This window comes from Blautia sp. ZXY-1-B12 (genome assembly GCF_056339915.1).
Genome location: NZ_JBWJVP010000172.1, coordinates 1 through 16,610 on the forward strand (window position 1 = coordinate 1; position 16,610 = coordinate 16,610).

The window sequence follows — 16,610 nt, forward strand, 5'->3', positions numbered from 1 at the left end:
GTCTCAGGTTTATGATATCTATTTCTCATCATCACTGATTTCAATCGGGTCAGATTCGAAAATAAATTTAACATTTCCGTCCATATCGCCGGATCTGTCTGTGAATGTTGTGTACATTACATCGTCAGACTGGATTACCTCAAATCTGTCAAGAATATCCTGAAGATCTCCGTTTACTGTATCATCCAGTTTCTTAATACCTTCTTTATAGAATTTCTTCTGTCCTTTGTTCAGTTCTTTTGCTCCGTCATTCAGATCGCTGATACCATCTTTAAGCTGATCACTGCCATCAGAAAGCTTATCTGCACCATCCATTAACGTCTGAGTGCCGGATACAAGGCTGCCTGTTCCTGATGCAAGGGTCTGTGCTCCGGATACAAGTGTCTGGGTTCCTGATGCAAGCTTAGATGCTCCGCTGTTTAATGTAGAACTGTTCGAAGAAAGCTGATCTGCTCCGCTGTACAGTGTTCCACTGTTAGATGCCAGCGTTTCCACGCCACTTGTAATCTGACCTGTTGCAGAATTGATCTGAGACATACCACTGGTCAGGCTCTTTCTTGCGCTCTTAAGAGTCTTGGCTCCTTTTAACAGTGTCTGTGCATTAACATTATTTTCGCCCTGAAGCTGTGCAATTCCATCTGTCAGTGTCTTTCCGGAACTAAGCAGTGTATCTGCGCCGGAAATCATCTGTTCTGTGCTTGCTTTTGCAAGGCTTTCATATCCACTCTGGAGAGATTTATTTGCAGTAGTCAGCTGATCAGAGCCTGCTTTCAGCTGATCGATTCCCTGCAGCATTTCCGGAAGCTGCTGTCCAAGTCCGGTAAATAATGTACTCATCTGATTTACTACTGTAGCAATCTGGGTTCCTGACTGAGCAAGCTGGGTTCCACTTGCTTTTAATGTGCCATCATTAGAAGTAAGCTCTTTTGCACCTGCATTTAACTGTGATACAGTTTCCTGCACTGTCTTCATTCCCTGAGTTAATGCCTGTAATTGCTGTTTCATCTGTTCAATACTGCTGTTGACTGCCTCTTCCTGTGCATCTGCTGTTGATTCTGCACTGGACGCAGATGCCCTTAAAGCGTCTGCTGCTGACTGTAATGCTGACGTATCAGGTGCGGAGGCTGTAATTGTGGATGTATCAATATTAGATGCACTGTCCTCAGCTGCCTGAATAGAACCTAACGCACCATCAATCGCAGCTTCTACAGCAGCTGCTGTTTCATCATCCATATTGCTGGTATCAATATTATACAAAGCAGATTCTGCTGCTTCTAGCTGACTGCTGACTGCTGCAACTCCTGCATCTACAGAAGATGCATCTACAGAAGCCTCTGCGGAATCACTGATCCAGGATTCAATTGCATCTGCCTGACTGTTCATGGTTTCAGCACTGTCATTTAACTGTCCGGACATTGCATTTGCACTTTCTTCTATTTCTGAAGCTGTGGAAGCTCCCATGTTTTCAAGTGAGCTCTCAAGCTGGCTCAGTCCTGATGCAAGCTGTTCTACACTTTCAATATACTGGCCAACTGCAGAAGTGTAATCAGAAACGCCTGTTGTATAAGCCGTCATGCTGTCACTGAAATTAGCAATCTGATTTGCATCGATTTTAGATGAAAGAGCTGTCATTTTTTCTACAGCAGTCTGGATTCCATTTACAGCAGTATCAATTCCCGGAACAACCTGACCAATTCCATTCACTAAGCTCTTGATACCACCAGCATACTGACCCACACCGCCTGCAAGCTGATTAACTCCTGCAATATACTGCTGCATTCCGTCTGTCAGAGTAGTTGTTCCTGTTACATAGCTCTGCACACCGCCTGCAAGCTGATTGCCGCCTGCAACATATGCATTTACACCATCGGAAAGAGATTTCATCCCTGCCTCATAGTCCGCCATCTTGCTGTCCAGCGTATCTACTCCTGCTGTATATTGTTTGATTCCATCTGAAAGTGTGTCTGCCCCTGCTGTATAAGAGGAAACACCACTGTTTAAAGTCTGTGCCCCTGTATTCAGTGTCTGTGCTCCGCTGCTTAATTCCTTTGCTCCGTCATCCAGTTCTTTTGCTCCGTCATTCAGATCACTGACACCACTTTTCAGAGTTCCGATTCCATCATAAAATTCTTTATATTTGTCATTGAGTTTATTAGTTCCATCATAAAGATCTTTGGTTCCGTCTACCAGTTTTACTGCTGCATCCGTCAGATCTTTCATTGAATCCTTCAGCTCATCCAGTCCATCCACATCATCCAGATCAATATCTTTGAAAATATCTGTAAGTGCTACGGTAAATGTAGAATTCATCTCACAGTCTGTAACATCTGCTTCCACTGTAAATCCTTCAGGGATATTCACTTCATCTGCAATATCAGAAGACATATCCAGACTTTCTTTCATTCCCGGCATACCAAAACCGACAACAACATTTCTGCTTCCGTCAGAAATAACCTTACCGTTATCTACTGTAATATTGGAGAAATTATCTGTAGAAAGGATCATTCCTGTCACCATAACAAAGGGTGAATAAATATCGGTCTTTTTGCCATTCACTGTTTTGGTTGTTTTAGAAGTATTTGCATATGTCACTTCCATTTTCAGATGTCCTGTCTTTCCTGCCAGAGCTTCCGGAGAAACCTCAGTTCCATCCATATAATATTTAATTCCTACGGAAACCGGGAGATTTTTCTCTGTCTTTCCCTGATAATAAATATCCTTTCCATCAGTACTCCAGGTCAGATCATTTCCGTTCTGAGTAAATGTTTCATCACCTTTTACGTTTTTTATATCCTGAAGATCAGAGGCATCTTTCACCTCAGAATTGGAACTGTCTCCGGAATTTTTCAGCCAGTCAGATACTGTGACATCCGTTACTTCTCCTCCGGCAGTTGTATTTACATAAACGGTTTCTTCTTTCTGCAATCCATTATCACCTGTTGAAGCAGCTGCCATTACAGTACCTGCTCCGAGAACTACAGCCATTCCTGCTGCAAGCGTTGCTGCAGCTGCTTTCTTTCTGTTTCTGTTCATAATAACTTACTCCTTTATTCTATCTCTTTACAATAAGCTTCTTTTTAAAAATCCTGAATCACTGTTTCTTCTCTTTTGCCGGTTTCTTCTTGGCAAATCCAATAGATGTGTGGCAGATGAGAGAATCAAATATCATAAACATAGCCGGAAGTATAAACAATACCACCAGTGTACTGATCACAGCTCCACGTGAAAGCAGGTTTGTGATACTTCCAATCATATCTACCTGTGTATAAAGACCAACTCCGAAAGTTGCCGCAAAGAAGCTGCAGCCACTAATCACAATTGACTTCATGGAAGTTTTATGTGCGATGGCAATGGATTCTTTCTTACTCTTTCCAAGACCACGTTCTTTCTGGTATCTGCTGGTCATAAGGATTGCATAGTCAACAGTAGCTCCCAGCTGGATACAACCGATAACAATGCTTGCTACGAACACCACTTCCTTTCCCTGATAATAAGGAACGGACATATTGACAAAAATCGCAAACTCAATAACTGCAACCAGAATAAACGGAAGCGAAATGGATTTAAACACAACCATGATAATAATGAAAATTGCCAGGATAGAGATAGTATTTACAGTCTTTAAATCCACATCCGTAACATCCTGAAGATCCTTGGTCAGAGGTGCTTCTCCGATTACCATAGATTCCGGACTGTATCCTTTTACAATCTTCTGGATCTCATCAATCTGATTGTTTACCTCGTCTGTGGCTGTTTTATATTTGGAGCAGATAAATTCCATCTCGTACTCATCGCTTTCCAGCATCTTCTTCAGATTACTTGGGATCATGGTATCCGGGAATGCCGCACCTACGAAAGAGTCCATTCCAAGTGCCCATTTTACACCATCAACATCCTTGATCTGGTCAAGCATTTCTGTTTTTTCTTTTGATGTCAGACCTTTCTTTAATAACACCATATGAACATTATTCATATCAAAGGTTTCCTGAAGTTTGGCATTTGCCACATTACTGTCCAGCGTGGAAGGAAGTGACTTGTCAATATTGTAGTAATTCTTCAGATTGTTATTTCCATGAATTGCCGGGAAAAGCATTACCAGAAAAATGATCAGCCATACTTTATAATGCTTTGTAATAAAAGCAGATGCCTTATCAAAGCTTGGAAGCAGCGGCTTATGTGTTGTTTTTTCAATGGCTCCGTCAAAAGTAAGCACCAGAGCAGGGAGCAAAGTAACACAACACAGAACACCGATAACAACTCCCTTGGCCATTACGATACCCATATCACGTCCAAGTGAGAAGGTCATAAAGCAAAGTGCGATAAATCCGGCTACTGTTGTAATAGAACTTCCGATTACAGATTTGAAGGTTGCATTGATGGCATGTGCCATAGCCCTCTCTTTATCACCCTCAAACCGCTTCTTATTCTCCTCATAACTGTTCAGCAGGAAAATGGAATAATCCATGGTAACACCAAGCTGCAGGACTGCTGTCAGTGCCTGAGTGATGTATGAAATCTGACCAAGAAAAATATTACTTCCAAGATTATACAAGACTGCAACACCAATGCAGAGCAAAAACAAAACCGGAACTACCAGAGAATCCATTGCAAGGAGCAACACTATCAGAGAAAGGCAGGAAGCAATCACAACGTAAATCGGCATTTCCTTAAGTGCGATCTGTTTGATATCAGTAACAATGCCTGTCATTCCACTGACAAAACAATTCTTTGAAGTAATCTTACGAATCTGCGTCACAGCTTCCATGGAAGTTTCTGATGATGTTGTATTATCAAACAACGCGATCATCATAGTTGCATCTCCGTTAAAAAATGCCTCTCTCAAATCCTTCGGAAGCATTTCTACAGGAACGGAAACATCCAGGACACTGTCATACCACAGTACTTTTTTCACGTGATCAACTGCTTCGATTTTCTCTTTCAGAGCAGCTACATCCTTCAGTTCCATATCCTCCACCACTATCATGGAAAAGGCTCCCATCCCAAACTGATCTACCATAATGTCCTGTCCATCAACTGTCTCAAGGGTATCCGGCAGATAACTCAGTACATCGTAGTTGATTCTGGTCGCCGCCATACCGAGATATGAAGGGATCAGCAATGCAATTCCGATGATAATGATCAGTATCTTGTGTTTTGCAATCCACTTTCCTACCTTAATCATCTTTTTCTCCTCTTCTTTCTTTATTATTGATACTGTTTGATCATTCTATGACTAACAGTCATTTTTTATTTCATGGAATGTTATATAACAAAAATGACTTTCAGTCAATAATCATTCTTCACAATTTGTCTAAATTTTTCCAGAACAAAAATGTAATATTGACTTTCAGTCATTTTTGTTTAAAATAGTAATTATATATGATCACAATATAATTACAAAGTAAGCTTATGTTGCTGTGAACAGTAAGACGCTTATTGCTTTTCGCAAACTCCGCAGCGGGACTTACCTGATTCGGTTAAAATGTTATGTATACAGTAGAGGAAGGAATGAATCTGAAATGGGAAAACTGGAGCTGAATAAAAAGAAGAAAAAAGATGCTCTTTTCAACACTGCCTTTGAACTTTTTACGACGAAGGGACTTACCAAAACTACAATTTCAGATATTGTAGATCAGGCCGGGGTTGCCAAGGGGACTTTTTACCTCTATTTTAAGGATAAATATGATATCCGGAATAAACTGGTTTCCCACAAGACCGGAGAATTGTTTTTCCGGGCCCATGAGGCTGTGCAGAATGCACATATCAGCGAATTTGACAGGCAGGTACATTTTATTATAGATTACATTCTTACTGAGTTGAATAAAGACCGTACTCTCCTGCTGTTTATTTCAAAGAATCTTGCCTGGGGTGTCTTCAAGGGTGCTTTTGAGGAAAAAATGCCTGACGACGAATATAATTTTTATCAGTCCTATCTGGATATGCTTGCTCAAAGCGGACTACATTATAAAAATCCGGAACTGATGCTCTTTACGATCATTGAGCTGGTAGGTTCCACCTGCTACAGCTGCATTCTGTATCAGCAGCCTGTGTCTCTGGCTGAGTACCGTCCTTATCTGCACAGGACTATTTCAGGAATTATGGAAACTTTTTCACAGGATCATACTACATGTGAAGTTTTGTCTTCCGACACCAAAACACATGTGGACCATACAGCATAATCACTATGGCAACCCTCATAAATGATACATTTAAAAAGATTGCTGTAAAAAAGGCAAGCCTCCGGAGCCCAGATTTTTCATTCTGTATCCCGGAGCGTGTCTGAAAAATCATTCCCGCAATCTGCACGCCCCACTTTGCGGGATATTTCACCCGAATTCAGTTGCCGTAGCCCGCTACGGCGCCCTCATCCGGGCACAATATCCCACAAATTGTGACGCACATCTTGCAGAAAGCCTTTTTCAGACACACTCCGGAGGTTTGTCTTTTTTATAATTTGTAGGTTTCCAGATCATCAGGAATCCAGAGATTTCCTTTATAATACTGTCTGCCTTCTTCTGTGTAGAGCTCCTTTCGTCTGGAAATATTTTTATCCTCTGTATGATACAGAATCAGATTCTCTGCTTCCAGTTTCTGTGCCAGCTCACAGGCATCCTTTACAGTAGAATGATGTTTCTCATATGGTTTGAATTTATCTGCCTGAGAGAACAGACAGAATGCTTCATGAAGAAGCCATGTGCTGTTTTTGGCATATTTCTGTTCACATTCATTATATGGCTCATCTCCACAACAGGTCAGCTTCTTTCCCTCTGCGTACTCCATGCAGAACCCAAACTGTTTTGCCTTTGTAGACAGAATATCAAAAAATGTCACCCTGTGTCCCAGAATCGTTCTATCTTCTCCGTCCTTTACTTCTTCCAGATGGACTTTGTCTCCGATAAATTTCGTTTCCTTTGGTGTGAGAAGCATCTCTGCCATCTGTTTCAGCAGGCTGATCACTTCATCATGTCCATAGATAGTCACTTCACCGCCAAACTGTCCTCTTGCCATTCCCTGACAATACATACGAAGCATCCAGATGATTCCAAGCAGATGATCGATGTGTTTATGTGTCACAAATATAATGCTGATTTCTTTCCAGCTGATTCCTGCGTCCTCCAGCTGCTTCAGAATTGTATTTCCGCCACCTCCGTCTATCATAAAATATTCTTTATCTTTATTTAGCACAAAACAGGTGTTATAGCATTTCGTCACCTTTGCATTTCCGGTTCCCAATATTGTAAGTTTCATCTTTATGTACCTCCCGACTTTCTTTGGATGCTGACACTTAGAAGGCAGCAAATATTTCCTATATATATAATAACATATTCGAAAACAAAAAGAAATCTGTCTGTCAGACGATATGAATCTTCGTTACTGTTCACTCCGTTCACAGTAACTTAGCCAAAATTCATTCCAAATTGCCTGCGGCAATGGAATTTTGGCTTGTATGTCTCGGGATTTTGGCATATTCATGCCAAAACACCTCGCGGGATAGTGGTATGTGAACAGTAACGAATCTTCACTAGGGCAATGAAATTTCGACTTGTATGAGCACGGTTTTATGAGCATGACATAAAATATAATGTAAACAGTTTTCAGAGAAGGGAATTCTATATGGAAAATTATCGGATGGGATGTTCCGGCAACCGCCCTTATAACCGTACCTGCGGTATGAATATGCCTCAGCCTTCAAATAGAAATATGAACAGTTCCGAATGCTCTGTCAGAAACACGACAGGCTGTAGCTGTACTATACCAGGTGTCAAAGAAAAAAAACATGAAATGTTTTCGCATCTTCAGTATCTGGAACCTGCAATGGCATATGTTCCCTGCCAGAAGTTTACAGAGAATTTCCCACTGCAGTATGCATTAAATGCAGGAACCATTTTCCCACAGTTATGCAAACCATTTTGTGGAAAGAGAGGTATTCGAAGATGAAAACAGATTGCTCCCAAAAACAGTTATTAAACCGTATCGATCAGGTCAGTTTCGCAGTCAATGATATGACTCTGTACCTTGACACACATCCTTGTGATGAAAAGGCTCTGACTTACTGTCACGAACTTGTGCAGGAACGAAAAAAGCTATTAAAAGAATACGCCGAAGCATATGGTCCCCTGATTATCGACATTACAGATCAGACCGGAGAATCCATCTGGAAATGGATGGAACAGCCATTCCCATGGGAAAAGGAAGGAGCGTGCAGATAATTTATGTGGAATTATGAAAAAAGGCTTCAATATCCGATCAATATCACACAACCCAATGCCAAAATTGCACAGTATATCATGAGCCAGTACGGTGGCCCATAGTGTAATACCCTATAATATATAAGAAGCAATGAAGCTGATACAATATCTTATGGGTAAGGGTACTCATTGTACCCTTACTCTTTTTTTATTTATATTTACTTTAAATCGCAATTAAATCTTTCCAAGTAGCAGATCCGCAAATACCATCCACTTCCAGAACTTCTTTTCTGGATTCCTGATAAGCTTTCAGAGCGTAAATCGTGTTTGCATCTGCTGTCCATGTAAGTTTCAGGGCTTTGCCGTTTTTGCCTTTAAAGCCCCTGGCTCTTAATATTTCCTGTAAGAGAAGCACAGATGTATTTTTGTCTCCTGCTTTTACTGTCTCTGGGTTAAACATGTAGCCGCCTCCTTCTGGGTTTGTTGTCTTGTCTGTTTCATCTTTATCTGCAGATAAAACAATTGAATAGTCCGGTGTACAAAATTTTGTCCCCGGAAGATTACTGTTGTAATAGCTCTTCTGGCACACCCCGCCACCATTTGCCACGATACCGGATGCTCCGGAAGTATTTCCCTCAATCGTCCAGAACCTGTCTCCGGCTACTTTTGTTATAAAGCCGGTGTGGGTAAATGTATCGCCGTGTTTAAATATAACAATATCTCCAACTTTTGGATTGGCATTTTTTACAAATAAGACGCCTAAGGTTGGGCAGTATACATACGGCCAGTGTTTTAAGAGTTTCTTTGCATTATCCAGACCAAAAGCTTTCATGAAACACCAGGAGATAAACGCTGCGCACCAGGGCTGCCCCTGATAGGATGGTTTTATATCTCTCCAATATTTTGTATAGTTTGCTGATCCGGCATTTCCAGTCTTGCTGTCAAGCTTACTGTTATTTTTCTTTTCCAGGTACCCGATCTCTTCTTCTGCAATTCCCAGAACTACGTTGATAGCTTCCCTCTTTGTCATGACTGTGTTTTCCTTTTTTATATCTTTTGCTTCGTTATAATCTTTGTAAAATATATTTCTATCTACAGTTCCGCTGATGCCAGGTATCTTTGCTTTACTGGAATACTGCCAGCCCACACCAAAGTCCGGCCGGAGTCGTTCCTGTAAGGTACCGTTATCTGATGCCGGATAACGTGCGATCCAGAAATCATATTTTTTCAGATGGCTGCAGATTACATTCAGGTACCAATCCACATTGCAATAAATACCAAATTCATATCCCGCTGCCGTGATAATCTTTTCGAATGCTTCTGCCAATTTATGGATCTGTTCAGCTCCAAGGCTTCTCTGATTATTCCATTCCAGATCCAGCCAGACCGGATACTGCAGTTTTCGCCCGTTCAGAACTTCCACGACCTTCTTGGCTTCGCTCTGTATCTCTGCAACTGTCATAGCATAGGAATACTTATATGCCCCAACCGGGATATTGTATTTCCGGCATTCAGAGAAGTTCTGCTCAAAGTAGCTATCTATCACGTTTCCCGCTTCTGTAATCCGCAGGATTGCGAACCCCATGCCGTAATCAGCAACTGTTTTCCAGTCAATTTTCCCTTGCCAGGCAGATACATCAATTCCTCTTATTTCCATGTCCGTCTCCTTTCATAGAGCGAAAAGGGATGGTTTCTCATCCCTTATTCGTCTTTATTTGCCTGTTTTACAATCTGGTTCACGTATGTAGAAAGACCGGCAATCAGTATTCCCTGTGTAATCGCTGTAAAAATTGCCATTGCAATATCCTGTCCGGTACCGCAGGTGCAGGTGGCAAACACATAGATCGCGCAGATTGCAATGCTGATTCCGCCAAGGATAAGCGGGATGTACTTATCCTTTACTGCCTGTGCCTGTTTGAGTGCCATTCCTACGAAATATAAGGCAATAGCTACTACGATGAGTTCCGGTTTTACATAGTTTGTGATCTGTTCCATAATCATTCTCCTTTTCTTTCCAGGTCTTCTATTCTATGATTCGCAACCTTAATATGTTCCTCCTTTCTCCGCCTTAACCGGCGGCTTTTCTTTCGTAATTCATATTCAGAAGAATTATATCCTGTCTCTGGATGAGCAGGCATTTGATTTCTTCTTCTGACATATCACTGGCTTTATGCTGAATTCCATTAATACGGATATTTCTTGTTACCAGTTTTAATTCTGACATCTTCCTCACCTCTTCTTTATGGTATGGGAAATGATATGTATGAGTTACTGTTTATACAAATTTAAGCAGTTTGTCGAACGACTTTCGTTGACTCTCCTCTCATATGCTCTTATCCTGTAAGTACAGAGTAGTGACCTACCCGAGTACATACGATCGGAATGTCCTCAATAGTAAGTTTCAACAACTGTATTGCTTTACAAATATCTATCTGCTTCCATGAACACATTCCATTCATCTTTAGTGACAATATGCGCTCCGACCATCCCATTGCACTTGCGAAGTTCGACTGAGTGTTAAAAATCTCCACGATTCTTCCTCGTAGCTTGTTATAATCGAATGCCAACTTGATACCTCCTTTCCGGTTCAAGCTTTTGAATTATCTGTGTAATATCACGTCGTCCATTTTCTGTTAACATAAAATTCAATTTTTTTAACTTTTATGTTTTTATTATTGAACTTTTGCATAATATGTGTTATATTTCAATTACGAAAAGGAGAACATTATGAAGAAAGAAAACACTGCAATTCGTTTAAAAACAATAATGAATATGCGCGGACTTCGGCAGGTTGATATTCTTAATCTGACTGTTCCATATTGTCAAAAGTATAGTGTAAAAATGAATAAGTCAGATATAAGTCAATACTGTTCTGGAAAAACAGAGCCTAACCAAGAAAAGCTTTTTATTCTAGGAAATGCATTGAACGTAAGTGAAGCATGGCTTATGGGTTTTGACGTTCCTATGGAAAGAACTCCCTATAAAGCAGAATCTGTTCAGAACTCTTCCGTCTCTGCTCAGTGCAAGGAAATCATAGAAATCTGCAATCAGTTGTCTCCTCATAACCAGAGAAAGGTTCTCGCCTACTCTAAGAACCTTCTCTCCGCCCAGCAGATGGAAGAAGATCTTCTTGCAGCTCATGCCCGGACGGATGTTGAGCAAACACCCGAAGGTGTTCAGCATGATTTGGATATTATGAATGATGATTCAAAATGGGAGGAATGATATGGCATTAGATATATTGGAATTGCGTAAACTATGTATACCTAAAAACATTCGTATTACACTCCACGCAGCTAAAAGGCTGGAACAGCGTAGGATATTCTTAAAAGATGTAATAGCCTGTATTATGAATGGAGAAATCATCGAACAATATCCAGATGATTATCCTTACCCCAGTTGTTTAATTCTGGGGATGAGCATCGAAGATAAATATCTTCATGTAGTCATCGGAAATCACGAATCGGATTTGTTCCTTATAACAGCTTATTTCCCCAGTTTTGATAAATGGGAATCTGATTTCAAAACCAGAAAGGAGAATGCATAATGACTTGTTTTTACTGCAAAGGTAATATTGAATCTTCTACAACAACTTACATGACTGATTATCAGGGATGCTATATCATTATCAAGAATGTTCCTTGTGAAAAGTGTTCTCAATGTGGGGAAGAATACTTAAATGGTGAAACACTTGAACGAATTGAAGAAATTATTCAAAAAGTTAAAGGTATGCTGACTGAAATTGCAGTTGTTGACTACAAGCAAACAGCTTAGAGAGAACCGTTTTATTTTAATCGCTAAAGGGGTGATCCCAATTGAATTACGAACAATTACTGACTGCTGCCGATCAAGAAGGGTTAACTTGTTAAAGAACAACCTCTTACTGAACATGATGGCCTGATCCGCGGCAGTCGCATAGCAATCCGAAAGGATATAGAAACACAAGCAGAAAAATCCTGTGTGCTTGCCGAAGAAATCGGGCATTATCGCACCAGCTCCGGAAACATTTTAGACCAGAATAAGGTAGAAAGCCGAAAGCAGGAATATCGAGCTCGGCTTTATGGGTATAATCTAAAGATTGGGCTTGTCGGCCTGATCAGGGCTTATGAAGCAGGATGTGGGAATCTTTATGAGATGGCTGAATATCTGGATACTACGGAGGAATATTTAAAAGAGGCTATGCAGTGTTACCATGCTAAATACGGTGTATACACTGTTGTTGATAATTATGTCATTTATTTCAAACCATTTGCGGTGATACATATGATTTCATCAGCAGATTAAAGAACGGAGCTGTTATTACCAGATTCGCTATTGGAAGAATATAAGGATTTTACTATTGAACAGATATCTCGAATAACGGGATATCATCAAAAATTAATTGAATTGAGGTTAGGAAAATAGTCTGCATTAAAATTGTCTATATCACAGAGGGAGGATTTCCATTATGGAATTCAAAGATGAATTAAGAAAATACACCGAGCGTCTTGAAAATATCAAGGATACTCTTCAAACCGAAGAGGCTACAAAAATGTCTCTGATTGTTCCTTTTTTTCAGCTTCTTGGATATGATGTGTTTAATCCTTTAGAATTTTGTCCAGAATACACAGCTGATATTGGAATTAAAAAAGGAGAAAAGGTTGATTATGCCATCCTGATGGGTAAAGATCCTGTCATTCTTATTGAAGCTAAATCTGTAAATAAGAAGTTAGACCGGCATAGTTCTCAGTTATTTCGCTATTTCGTGTCAACACCTGCTAAATTTGCCATTCTTACCAATGGTATAGAATATAAGTTCTATACAGATTTAGATGACACAAACAAAATGGATAAAGAGCCTTTCCTAGATATCAATCTTCTTAATATCAAAGATGCAGAAATTTCTCAGTTGAATAAATTTAAAAAACAAAATCTTAATATCTCTGAAATTATGGACTCTGCTTCATTATTGAAATACAATAGTTTATTTAAAAATTTTATCGAAAATCAGTTTAAAAATCCGACTGATGATTTTATCAAGCTTTTTCTTCAGCCAGTATATAAAGGTGCAAAAACGCAGTCTGTGATAGAAAAGTTTCGACCTATTGTAGAAAAAGCACTAACCGATTACATAAATGAATTGTTGACTGATAAAATCCAGGCAGCTCTTAACACTACTGTTACCAGTTCAAATGTATCAGCTCCCAATATACAAACAAACGAACATTGGGATATTCTTTCTGAAATCAAAGATGTCCTGAAGAATACCATTGACGTGAATAAAATCAGCCTTAAGCATACAGGATCCTATACTGCTGTTTTGTATGAGAAAAATGTAAGAAAATGGATTTGCCGTATTTCGTTATCCGGAACGCAAAAATTATTGATTCTTCCGGATATAAATAAAAATGAAATTCGTATGCCAATTTCAGATATATCTGATTTAAAAAATTTCTCAGAGCAAATAATAGAAGTTGTTCAGAGATATTTACATCCAGTTTTGCTCAAAGAGGTTTTGTACACACGTTGGGGAAACTATGAAATGCCTGAACCATATAAAATTTTACTTGAAAAAGGTCCTCGTAAAAACTTAAAGAAATTATAGTAAGTAACTGTCTCAATGGATTGGAGAAAGGAGTTTTCATTATGCCATTACCCAAAGAACGGATTTATACAATAGATGACATCTACGCTCTTCCGGATGGTGAACGTGCAGAGCTGATTGATGGACAGATCTATATGATGGCACCACCTAATACCAGGCATCAGGTAATCGTCGGTGAACTGTATGCTACTATCCGCAATTACATTAAAAGTAAAAGCGGATCCTGTAAACCATATGTTTCTCCATTTGCAGTGTTCCTGAATGAAGATAACAAGAACTATGTCGAACCAGACTTAACAGTTGTCTGCTCACCGGACAAAGTAGATGAAAAAGGTTGTCATGGTGCACCTGACTGGGTAATTGAGGTTGTTTCTCCTGCTACCCAGAGTAAAGATTACGGAATAAAATTATTTAAATACCGGATGGCCGGAGTCAGAGAATATTGGATTATAAATCCCCTGAAAGGTATCGTAAATGTCTACGATTTTGAAAATGAATCGGGTACCGGATTGTATTCTTTCGACGATGAAATTCCAGTATGTATATATCCCGATTTATCAATTGTGATCTCTGAATTATTATAATAAAAACCGCCCCTGTTGGTAGCAGGGACGGCTCAAGAATCTCCGAAGAGATTCCGTACTTTGGCAAAGATATTGTATCATCTTCGGAGCAGTTGCACAATCAGAACATTTGTGTGGCTGTTATTTTTGTACGTGACATGCTCCCACCACTTAAATCCCAGATTTTGAAGTGGGGGCTTCTTGCTCAATGACTCTACTGAGCCAAGTATCTACAAGCTATCCTCGCGTGCCCCGCGATTCTTTTTGCCCGGACACAGGCGTATTTTCTTACTTATTGTCCGGATATGGACAGTTTATACTGCCAGCATCCTTCTTGCCTCTTCACGGATATTGATCGCTGCATTTCGATCTCTGTCCATCTCATTTCCACACGTGCAGCGGTATACTCTTTCGGATAATCCCAGCTCTTTTTTTATCTTTCCGCATTTACTGCATTTTTTGCTTGAAGGGAAAAAGCGGTCTATCTTTATTAATTCCTTTCCCTTCCAGGCAAGCTTATAATCCAGCATATTCCGAAACATCCCGTATCCATTATCCTGTACACTTTTTCCAAAACGCAGGCATTGGCCCATCGCTCTCATATCAATATCTTCTACCGCGACTATATCGTACTGGTCTGTGATCCTGCGGCTCAGTTTATGCAGATAATCTCTTCTCTGGTTTCGTATTTTTTCATGGCACCTGGCAGCTTTCTTTTTCTGCCGCACATAATTGCGGCTTTCTTTTACACATCTTGACAGTTTACGCTGCTCCCTTGCCAGCCTTTTTTCATTTCTTCTGAAAAATCCTGCTTTTTCAAGCTCAATCTCTTCTGAAAACACTGCCATCCCCTGCATCGCATAATCAATCCCCAGTATTTTGGCATTGCTGTAATCTTCATCTGCTGCTTGGTTTTCGCAGCTGTATCCTTCATACAGCAGACTTGCAAAATACTTTCCGGACGGCTCCATACTGACTGTCACTGATTTCAGACAGCAGTTTTCTGCAGGCTCCCTGTGTTTTTTCATGGAGATCCATTTTAATTTGGGAAGCCGGATCCGGTTATCTTCTACCAGAATATTTCCGTTGACTACATTTGTTGTGTAACTGTTTTTGGAATGATGTTTTGACTTGAAACGTGGAAATCCAACCTTGGGATCACGGAAAAAGTTCTTATATGCTTTCTCCAGATGAAGCTGAACATTTGCCAGTGCCAGCGAATCTACTTCTTTCAGAAATGGATACTCCTTTTTATACATGGCTGGTGTATTTTTTAACAGCTTTTTCGTCTTTTTATACTCCAGGATCTTGTCATTAAGCATCTGGTTATACAGGAAACGGCAGCAGCCAAATGTTTTTCCAAGGAGTATCTTCTGTTCTTCTGTTGGATAGATCCGGAAACGATATGCTATGTTCAATTCTTTTTCTCTCCCTGGGTTTCGATGTATTGACGGATCACTTCAACCGGTGCCCCTCCTGCCGTCAAAAGGCAGAAACTCTGGCTCCAGAATGCTTCTTTCCAAAGTTTTTCCCGGATTTCCGGATACTCTTTTTTCAGCAGCCTGCTACTGGCACTTTTATATGCATTGATAAATTTACTGAGTTCCGTTTTAGGCTGTGCACGAAACATTACATGCACATGGTCAATATCATGATTCCATTCCTCCAAAACAATTCCATATCGGGGTGCAATATATTCCCATATTTCTTTTGCTCTTTCTGAAATTGGGTCATTGATAACTTTTCTTCGATATTTTACCACCATGATCAGATGATAATACATCAAATATACTGAATGTGCATTGTGATCTATTTTTTCCATAAAAACAGTCTTTTTTGATCTTTTACCTTATCGACTGATTCTATTATACCATGAATCGCATTGCGGAACAAGTGTTCTTTTCTGTTTTTTTTGCAATTCATCTCCCACCTATAGAGGAAGGAGAATTCTTGCTATATATTATGTTAAAATTACATATTTTATAAAACCGAGGTGATATTTATGAGCAGTAAAGTGGCATGTCTTTACATCCGCGTTTCGACAGAGGACCAAACAGAGCTTTCTCCTGATGCGCAGAAACGCCTTTTGCTGGATTACGCTCAAAAGAATGACATGATTGTTTCCGGGGACTTTATCTTTACTGAGAGTGTTTCCGGCCGGCACGCACAGAAGCGCCCGGAGTTTCAGAAGATGATCGCCCTGGCGAAGCAGCCCTCTCACCCCATTGATGTGATCCTGGTATGGAAATTCAGTCGTTTCGCCCGTAACCAGGA

Annotated in this window: 19 protein-coding genes and 3 pseudogenes; 12 read left to right on the plus strand and 10 right to left on the minus strand. The window is 40.1% G+C overall.

All coding sequences use genetic code 11. The features are described 5' to 3' along the window. Positions 1 to 18: 18 nt before the first annotated feature. The gene (locus tag AC075L_RS09445) at positions 19 to 3,033 is read right to left on the minus strand and encodes a phage tail tape measure protein (protein WP_195280277.1); all 3,015 of its coding nucleotides are present in this window, start codon (positions 3,031 to 3,033) and stop codon (positions 19 to 21) included. A gap of 58 nt (positions 3,034 to 3,091) precedes the next feature. After that, positions 3,092 to 5,182 (minus strand): efflux RND transporter permease subunit, encoded by a 2,091-nt coding sequence (locus tag AC075L_RS09450; protein ID WP_022381013.1) that lies wholly within the window; start codon positions 5,180 to 5,182, stop codon positions 3,092 to 3,094. Between the two features lie 337 nt (positions 5,183 to 5,519). Here AC075L_RS09450 and AC075L_RS09455 point away from each other — a divergent pair, with 337 nt between their 5' ends. After that, entirely contained in the window at positions 5,520 to 6,179 is a 660-nt protein-coding gene (locus AC075L_RS09455) for a TetR/AcrR family transcriptional regulator (protein WP_022381012.1), read from the plus strand. Here the strand turns inward: AC075L_RS09455 and AC075L_RS09460 are convergent. Beyond that, positions 6,124 to 6,378, minus strand: a pseudogene (locus AC075L_RS09460) (DUF6783 domain-containing protein). The gene AC075L_RS09455 and the pseudogene AC075L_RS09460 overlap by 56 nt on opposite strands. Between AC075L_RS09460 and AC075L_RS09465 the strand changes: the two are divergent. Continuing rightward, positions 6,340 to 6,453 (plus strand): annotated as a pseudogene (locus AC075L_RS09465) (DUF6783 domain-containing protein); the annotation flags it as partial. The pseudogenes AC075L_RS09460 and AC075L_RS09465 sit on opposite strands and share 39 nt — an antisense overlap. Here AC075L_RS09465 and AC075L_RS09470 read toward each other — a convergent pair. After that, positions 6,448 to 7,248 carry an MBL fold metallo-hydrolase gene (locus AC075L_RS09470; RefSeq protein ID WP_118758973.1) on the minus strand — a complete coding sequence of 267 codons (801 nt, stop codon included), beginning with the start codon at positions 7,246 to 7,248 and terminating at the stop codon, positions 6,448 to 6,450. The pseudogene AC075L_RS09465 and the gene AC075L_RS09470 sit on opposite strands and share 6 nt — an antisense overlap. A gap of 366 nt (positions 7,249 to 7,614) precedes the next feature. Between AC075L_RS09470 and AC075L_RS09475 the strand changes: the two genes are divergently transcribed. The 3 genes and pseudogenes from AC075L_RS09475 to AC075L_RS09485 all read left to right on the plus strand — a co-directional run. Beyond that, positions 7,615 to 7,938, plus strand: a complete 324-nt coding sequence (locus AC075L_RS09475) for a spore coat associated protein CotJA (protein ID WP_049946897.1) — start codon at positions 7,615 to 7,617, stop codon at positions 7,936 to 7,938. Continuing rightward, positions 7,935 to 8,210, plus strand: a complete 276-nt coding sequence (locus tag AC075L_RS09480; RefSeq protein WP_008704137.1) for a spore coat protein CotJB — start codon at positions 7,935 to 7,937, stop codon at positions 8,208 to 8,210. The genes AC075L_RS09475 and AC075L_RS09480 overlap by 4 nt, the downstream gene beginning before the upstream one ends. Before the next feature lie 3 nt (positions 8,211 to 8,213). Then, a pseudogene (locus AC075L_RS09485) lies at positions 8,214 to 8,309 on the plus strand (manganese catalase family protein); the annotation flags it as partial. Positions 8,310 to 8,412: 103 nt separating this feature from the next. On the opposite strand, the gene AC075L_RS09490 reads toward AC075L_RS09485, so the two are convergent. From AC075L_RS09490 to AC075L_RS09505, 4 genes are all read right to left on the minus strand, one after another. Then, positions 8,413 to 9,846, minus strand: a complete 1,434-nt coding sequence (locus AC075L_RS09490; RefSeq protein ID WP_173680691.1) for a GH25 family lysozyme — start codon at positions 9,844 to 9,846, stop codon at positions 8,413 to 8,415. 44 nt (positions 9,847 to 9,890) lie between these two features. Beyond that, positions 9,891 to 10,184, minus strand: coding sequence for a phage holin family protein (locus tag AC075L_RS09495; protein WP_020994077.1), 294 nt, complete (start codon positions 10,182 to 10,184; stop codon positions 9,891 to 9,893). 73 nt (positions 10,185 to 10,257) lie between these two features. Next, complete coding sequence (locus AC075L_RS09500) at positions 10,258 to 10,413, minus strand: hypothetical protein (RefSeq protein ID WP_020994078.1); 156 nt, start codon at positions 10,411 to 10,413, stop codon at positions 10,258 to 10,260. 109 nt (positions 10,414 to 10,522) lie between these two features. Continuing rightward, complete coding sequence (locus AC075L_RS09505) at positions 10,523 to 10,756, minus strand: DUF739 family protein (RefSeq protein WP_055057391.1); 234 nt, start codon at positions 10,754 to 10,756, stop codon at positions 10,523 to 10,525. A 160-nt stretch (positions 10,757 to 10,916) separates the two neighbouring features. Between AC075L_RS09505 and AC075L_RS09510 the strand changes: the two genes are divergently transcribed. From AC075L_RS09510 to AC075L_RS09535, 6 genes are all read left to right on the plus strand, one after another. Continuing rightward, positions 10,917 to 11,414 (plus strand): helix-turn-helix domain-containing protein, encoded by a 498-nt coding sequence (locus tag AC075L_RS09510; RefSeq protein WP_022381007.1) that lies wholly within the window; start codon positions 10,917 to 10,919, stop codon positions 11,412 to 11,414. A 1-nt stretch (position 11,415) separates the two neighbouring features. Then, positions 11,416 to 11,736: a DUF4258 domain-containing protein gene (locus AC075L_RS09515; RefSeq protein ID WP_008704144.1), complete on the plus strand. Its 321-nt coding sequence runs from the start codon at positions 11,416 to 11,418 to the stop codon at positions 11,734 to 11,736. After that, complete coding sequence (locus tag AC075L_RS09520) at positions 11,736 to 11,963, plus strand: type II toxin-antitoxin system MqsA family antitoxin (protein WP_008704146.1); 228 nt, start codon at positions 11,736 to 11,738, stop codon at positions 11,961 to 11,963. Before AC075L_RS09515 ends, AC075L_RS09520 begins: the two co-directional genes overlap by 1 nt. 186 nt (positions 11,964 to 12,149) lie before the next feature. Further along, positions 12,150 to 12,473 (plus strand): hypothetical protein, encoded by a 324-nt coding sequence (locus AC075L_RS09525; RefSeq protein WP_330601062.1) that lies wholly within the window; start codon positions 12,150 to 12,152, stop codon positions 12,471 to 12,473. Positions 12,474 to 12,636: 163 nt separating this feature from the next. Beyond that, positions 12,637 to 13,773, plus strand: a complete 1,137-nt coding sequence (locus tag AC075L_RS09530) for a type I restriction endonuclease (RefSeq protein ID WP_118571524.1) — start codon at positions 12,637 to 12,639, stop codon at positions 13,771 to 13,773. A 41-nt stretch (positions 13,774 to 13,814) separates the two neighbouring features. Further along, positions 13,815 to 14,357 carry a Uma2 family endonuclease gene (locus tag AC075L_RS09535; protein ID WP_022381196.1) on the plus strand — a complete coding sequence of 181 codons (543 nt, stop codon included), beginning with the start codon at positions 13,815 to 13,817 and terminating at the stop codon, positions 14,355 to 14,357. A gap of 293 nt (positions 14,358 to 14,650) precedes the next feature. Here the strand turns inward: AC075L_RS09535 and AC075L_RS09540 are convergent, their stop codons facing one another. Both AC075L_RS09540 and tnpA read right to left on the minus strand, forming a co-directional pair. After that, positions 14,651 to 15,754, minus strand: a complete 1,104-nt coding sequence (locus AC075L_RS09540; protein ID WP_173706204.1) for an RNA-guided endonuclease TnpB family protein — start codon at positions 15,752 to 15,754, stop codon at positions 14,651 to 14,653. Beyond that, positions 15,751 to 16,158: an IS200/IS605 family transposase gene (gene tnpA / locus AC075L_RS09545; RefSeq protein ID WP_118566400.1), complete on the minus strand. Its 408-nt coding sequence runs from the start codon at positions 16,156 to 16,158 to the stop codon at positions 15,751 to 15,753. The genes AC075L_RS09540 and tnpA overlap by 4 nt, the downstream gene beginning before the upstream one ends. A 180-nt stretch (positions 16,159 to 16,338) precedes the next feature. Here tnpA and AC075L_RS09550 point away from each other — a divergent pair. After that, positions 16,339 to 16,610 (plus strand): recombinase family protein (locus tag AC075L_RS09550; protein ID WP_476387570.1); only part of this gene is annotated, 272 nt, incomplete at its 3' end.

Bases quoted from the DNA above. Each gene is read 5' to 3' on its own strand.
- AC075L_RS09445 (WP_195280277.1), bottom strand. From the start codon at position 3,033: ATGAACAGAAACAGAAAGAAAGCAGCTGCAGCAACGCTTGCAGCAGGA.
- AC075L_RS09450 (WP_022381013.1), bottom strand. From the start codon at position 5,182: ATGATTAAGGTAGGAAAGTGGATTGCAAAACACAAGATACTGATCATT.
- AC075L_RS09455 (WP_022381012.1), top strand. From the start codon at position 5,520: ATGGGAAAACTGGAGCTGAATAAAAAGAAGAAAAAAGATGCTCTTTTC.
- AC075L_RS09470 (WP_118758973.1), bottom strand. From the start codon at position 7,248: ATGAAACTTACAATATTGGGAACCGGAAATGCAAAGGTGACGAAATGC.
- AC075L_RS09475 (WP_049946897.1), top strand. From the start codon at position 7,615: ATGGAAAATTATCGGATGGGATGTTCCGGCAACCGCCCTTATAACCGT.
- AC075L_RS09480 (WP_008704137.1), top strand. From the start codon at position 7,935: ATGAAAACAGATTGCTCCCAAAAACAGTTATTAAACCGTATCGATCAG.
- AC075L_RS09490 (WP_173680691.1), bottom strand. From the start codon at position 9,846: ATGGAAATAAGAGGAATTGATGTATCTGCCTGGCAAGGGAAAATTGAC.
- AC075L_RS09495 (WP_020994077.1), bottom strand. From the start codon at position 10,184: ATGGAACAGATCACAAACTATGTAAAACCGGAACTCATCGTAGTAGCT.
- AC075L_RS09500 (WP_020994078.1), bottom strand. From the start codon at position 10,413: ATGTCAGAATTAAAACTGGTAACAAGAAATATCCGTATTAATGGAATT.
- AC075L_RS09510 (WP_022381007.1), top strand. From the start codon at position 10,917: ATGAAGAAAGAAAACACTGCAATTCGTTTAAAAACAATAATGAATATG.
- AC075L_RS09515 (WP_008704144.1), top strand. From the start codon at position 11,416: ATGGCATTAGATATATTGGAATTGCGTAAACTATGTATACCTAAAAAC.
- AC075L_RS09520 (WP_008704146.1), top strand. From the start codon at position 11,736: ATGACTTGTTTTTACTGCAAAGGTAATATTGAATCTTCTACAACAACT.
- AC075L_RS09530 (WP_118571524.1), top strand. From the start codon at position 12,637: ATGGAATTCAAAGATGAATTAAGAAAATACACCGAGCGTCTTGAAAAT.
- AC075L_RS09535 (WP_022381196.1), top strand. From the start codon at position 13,815: ATGCCATTACCCAAAGAACGGATTTATACAATAGATGACATCTACGCT.
- tnpA (WP_118566400.1), bottom strand. From the start codon at position 16,158: ATGGAAAAAATAGATCACAATGCACATTCAGTATATTTGATGTATTAT.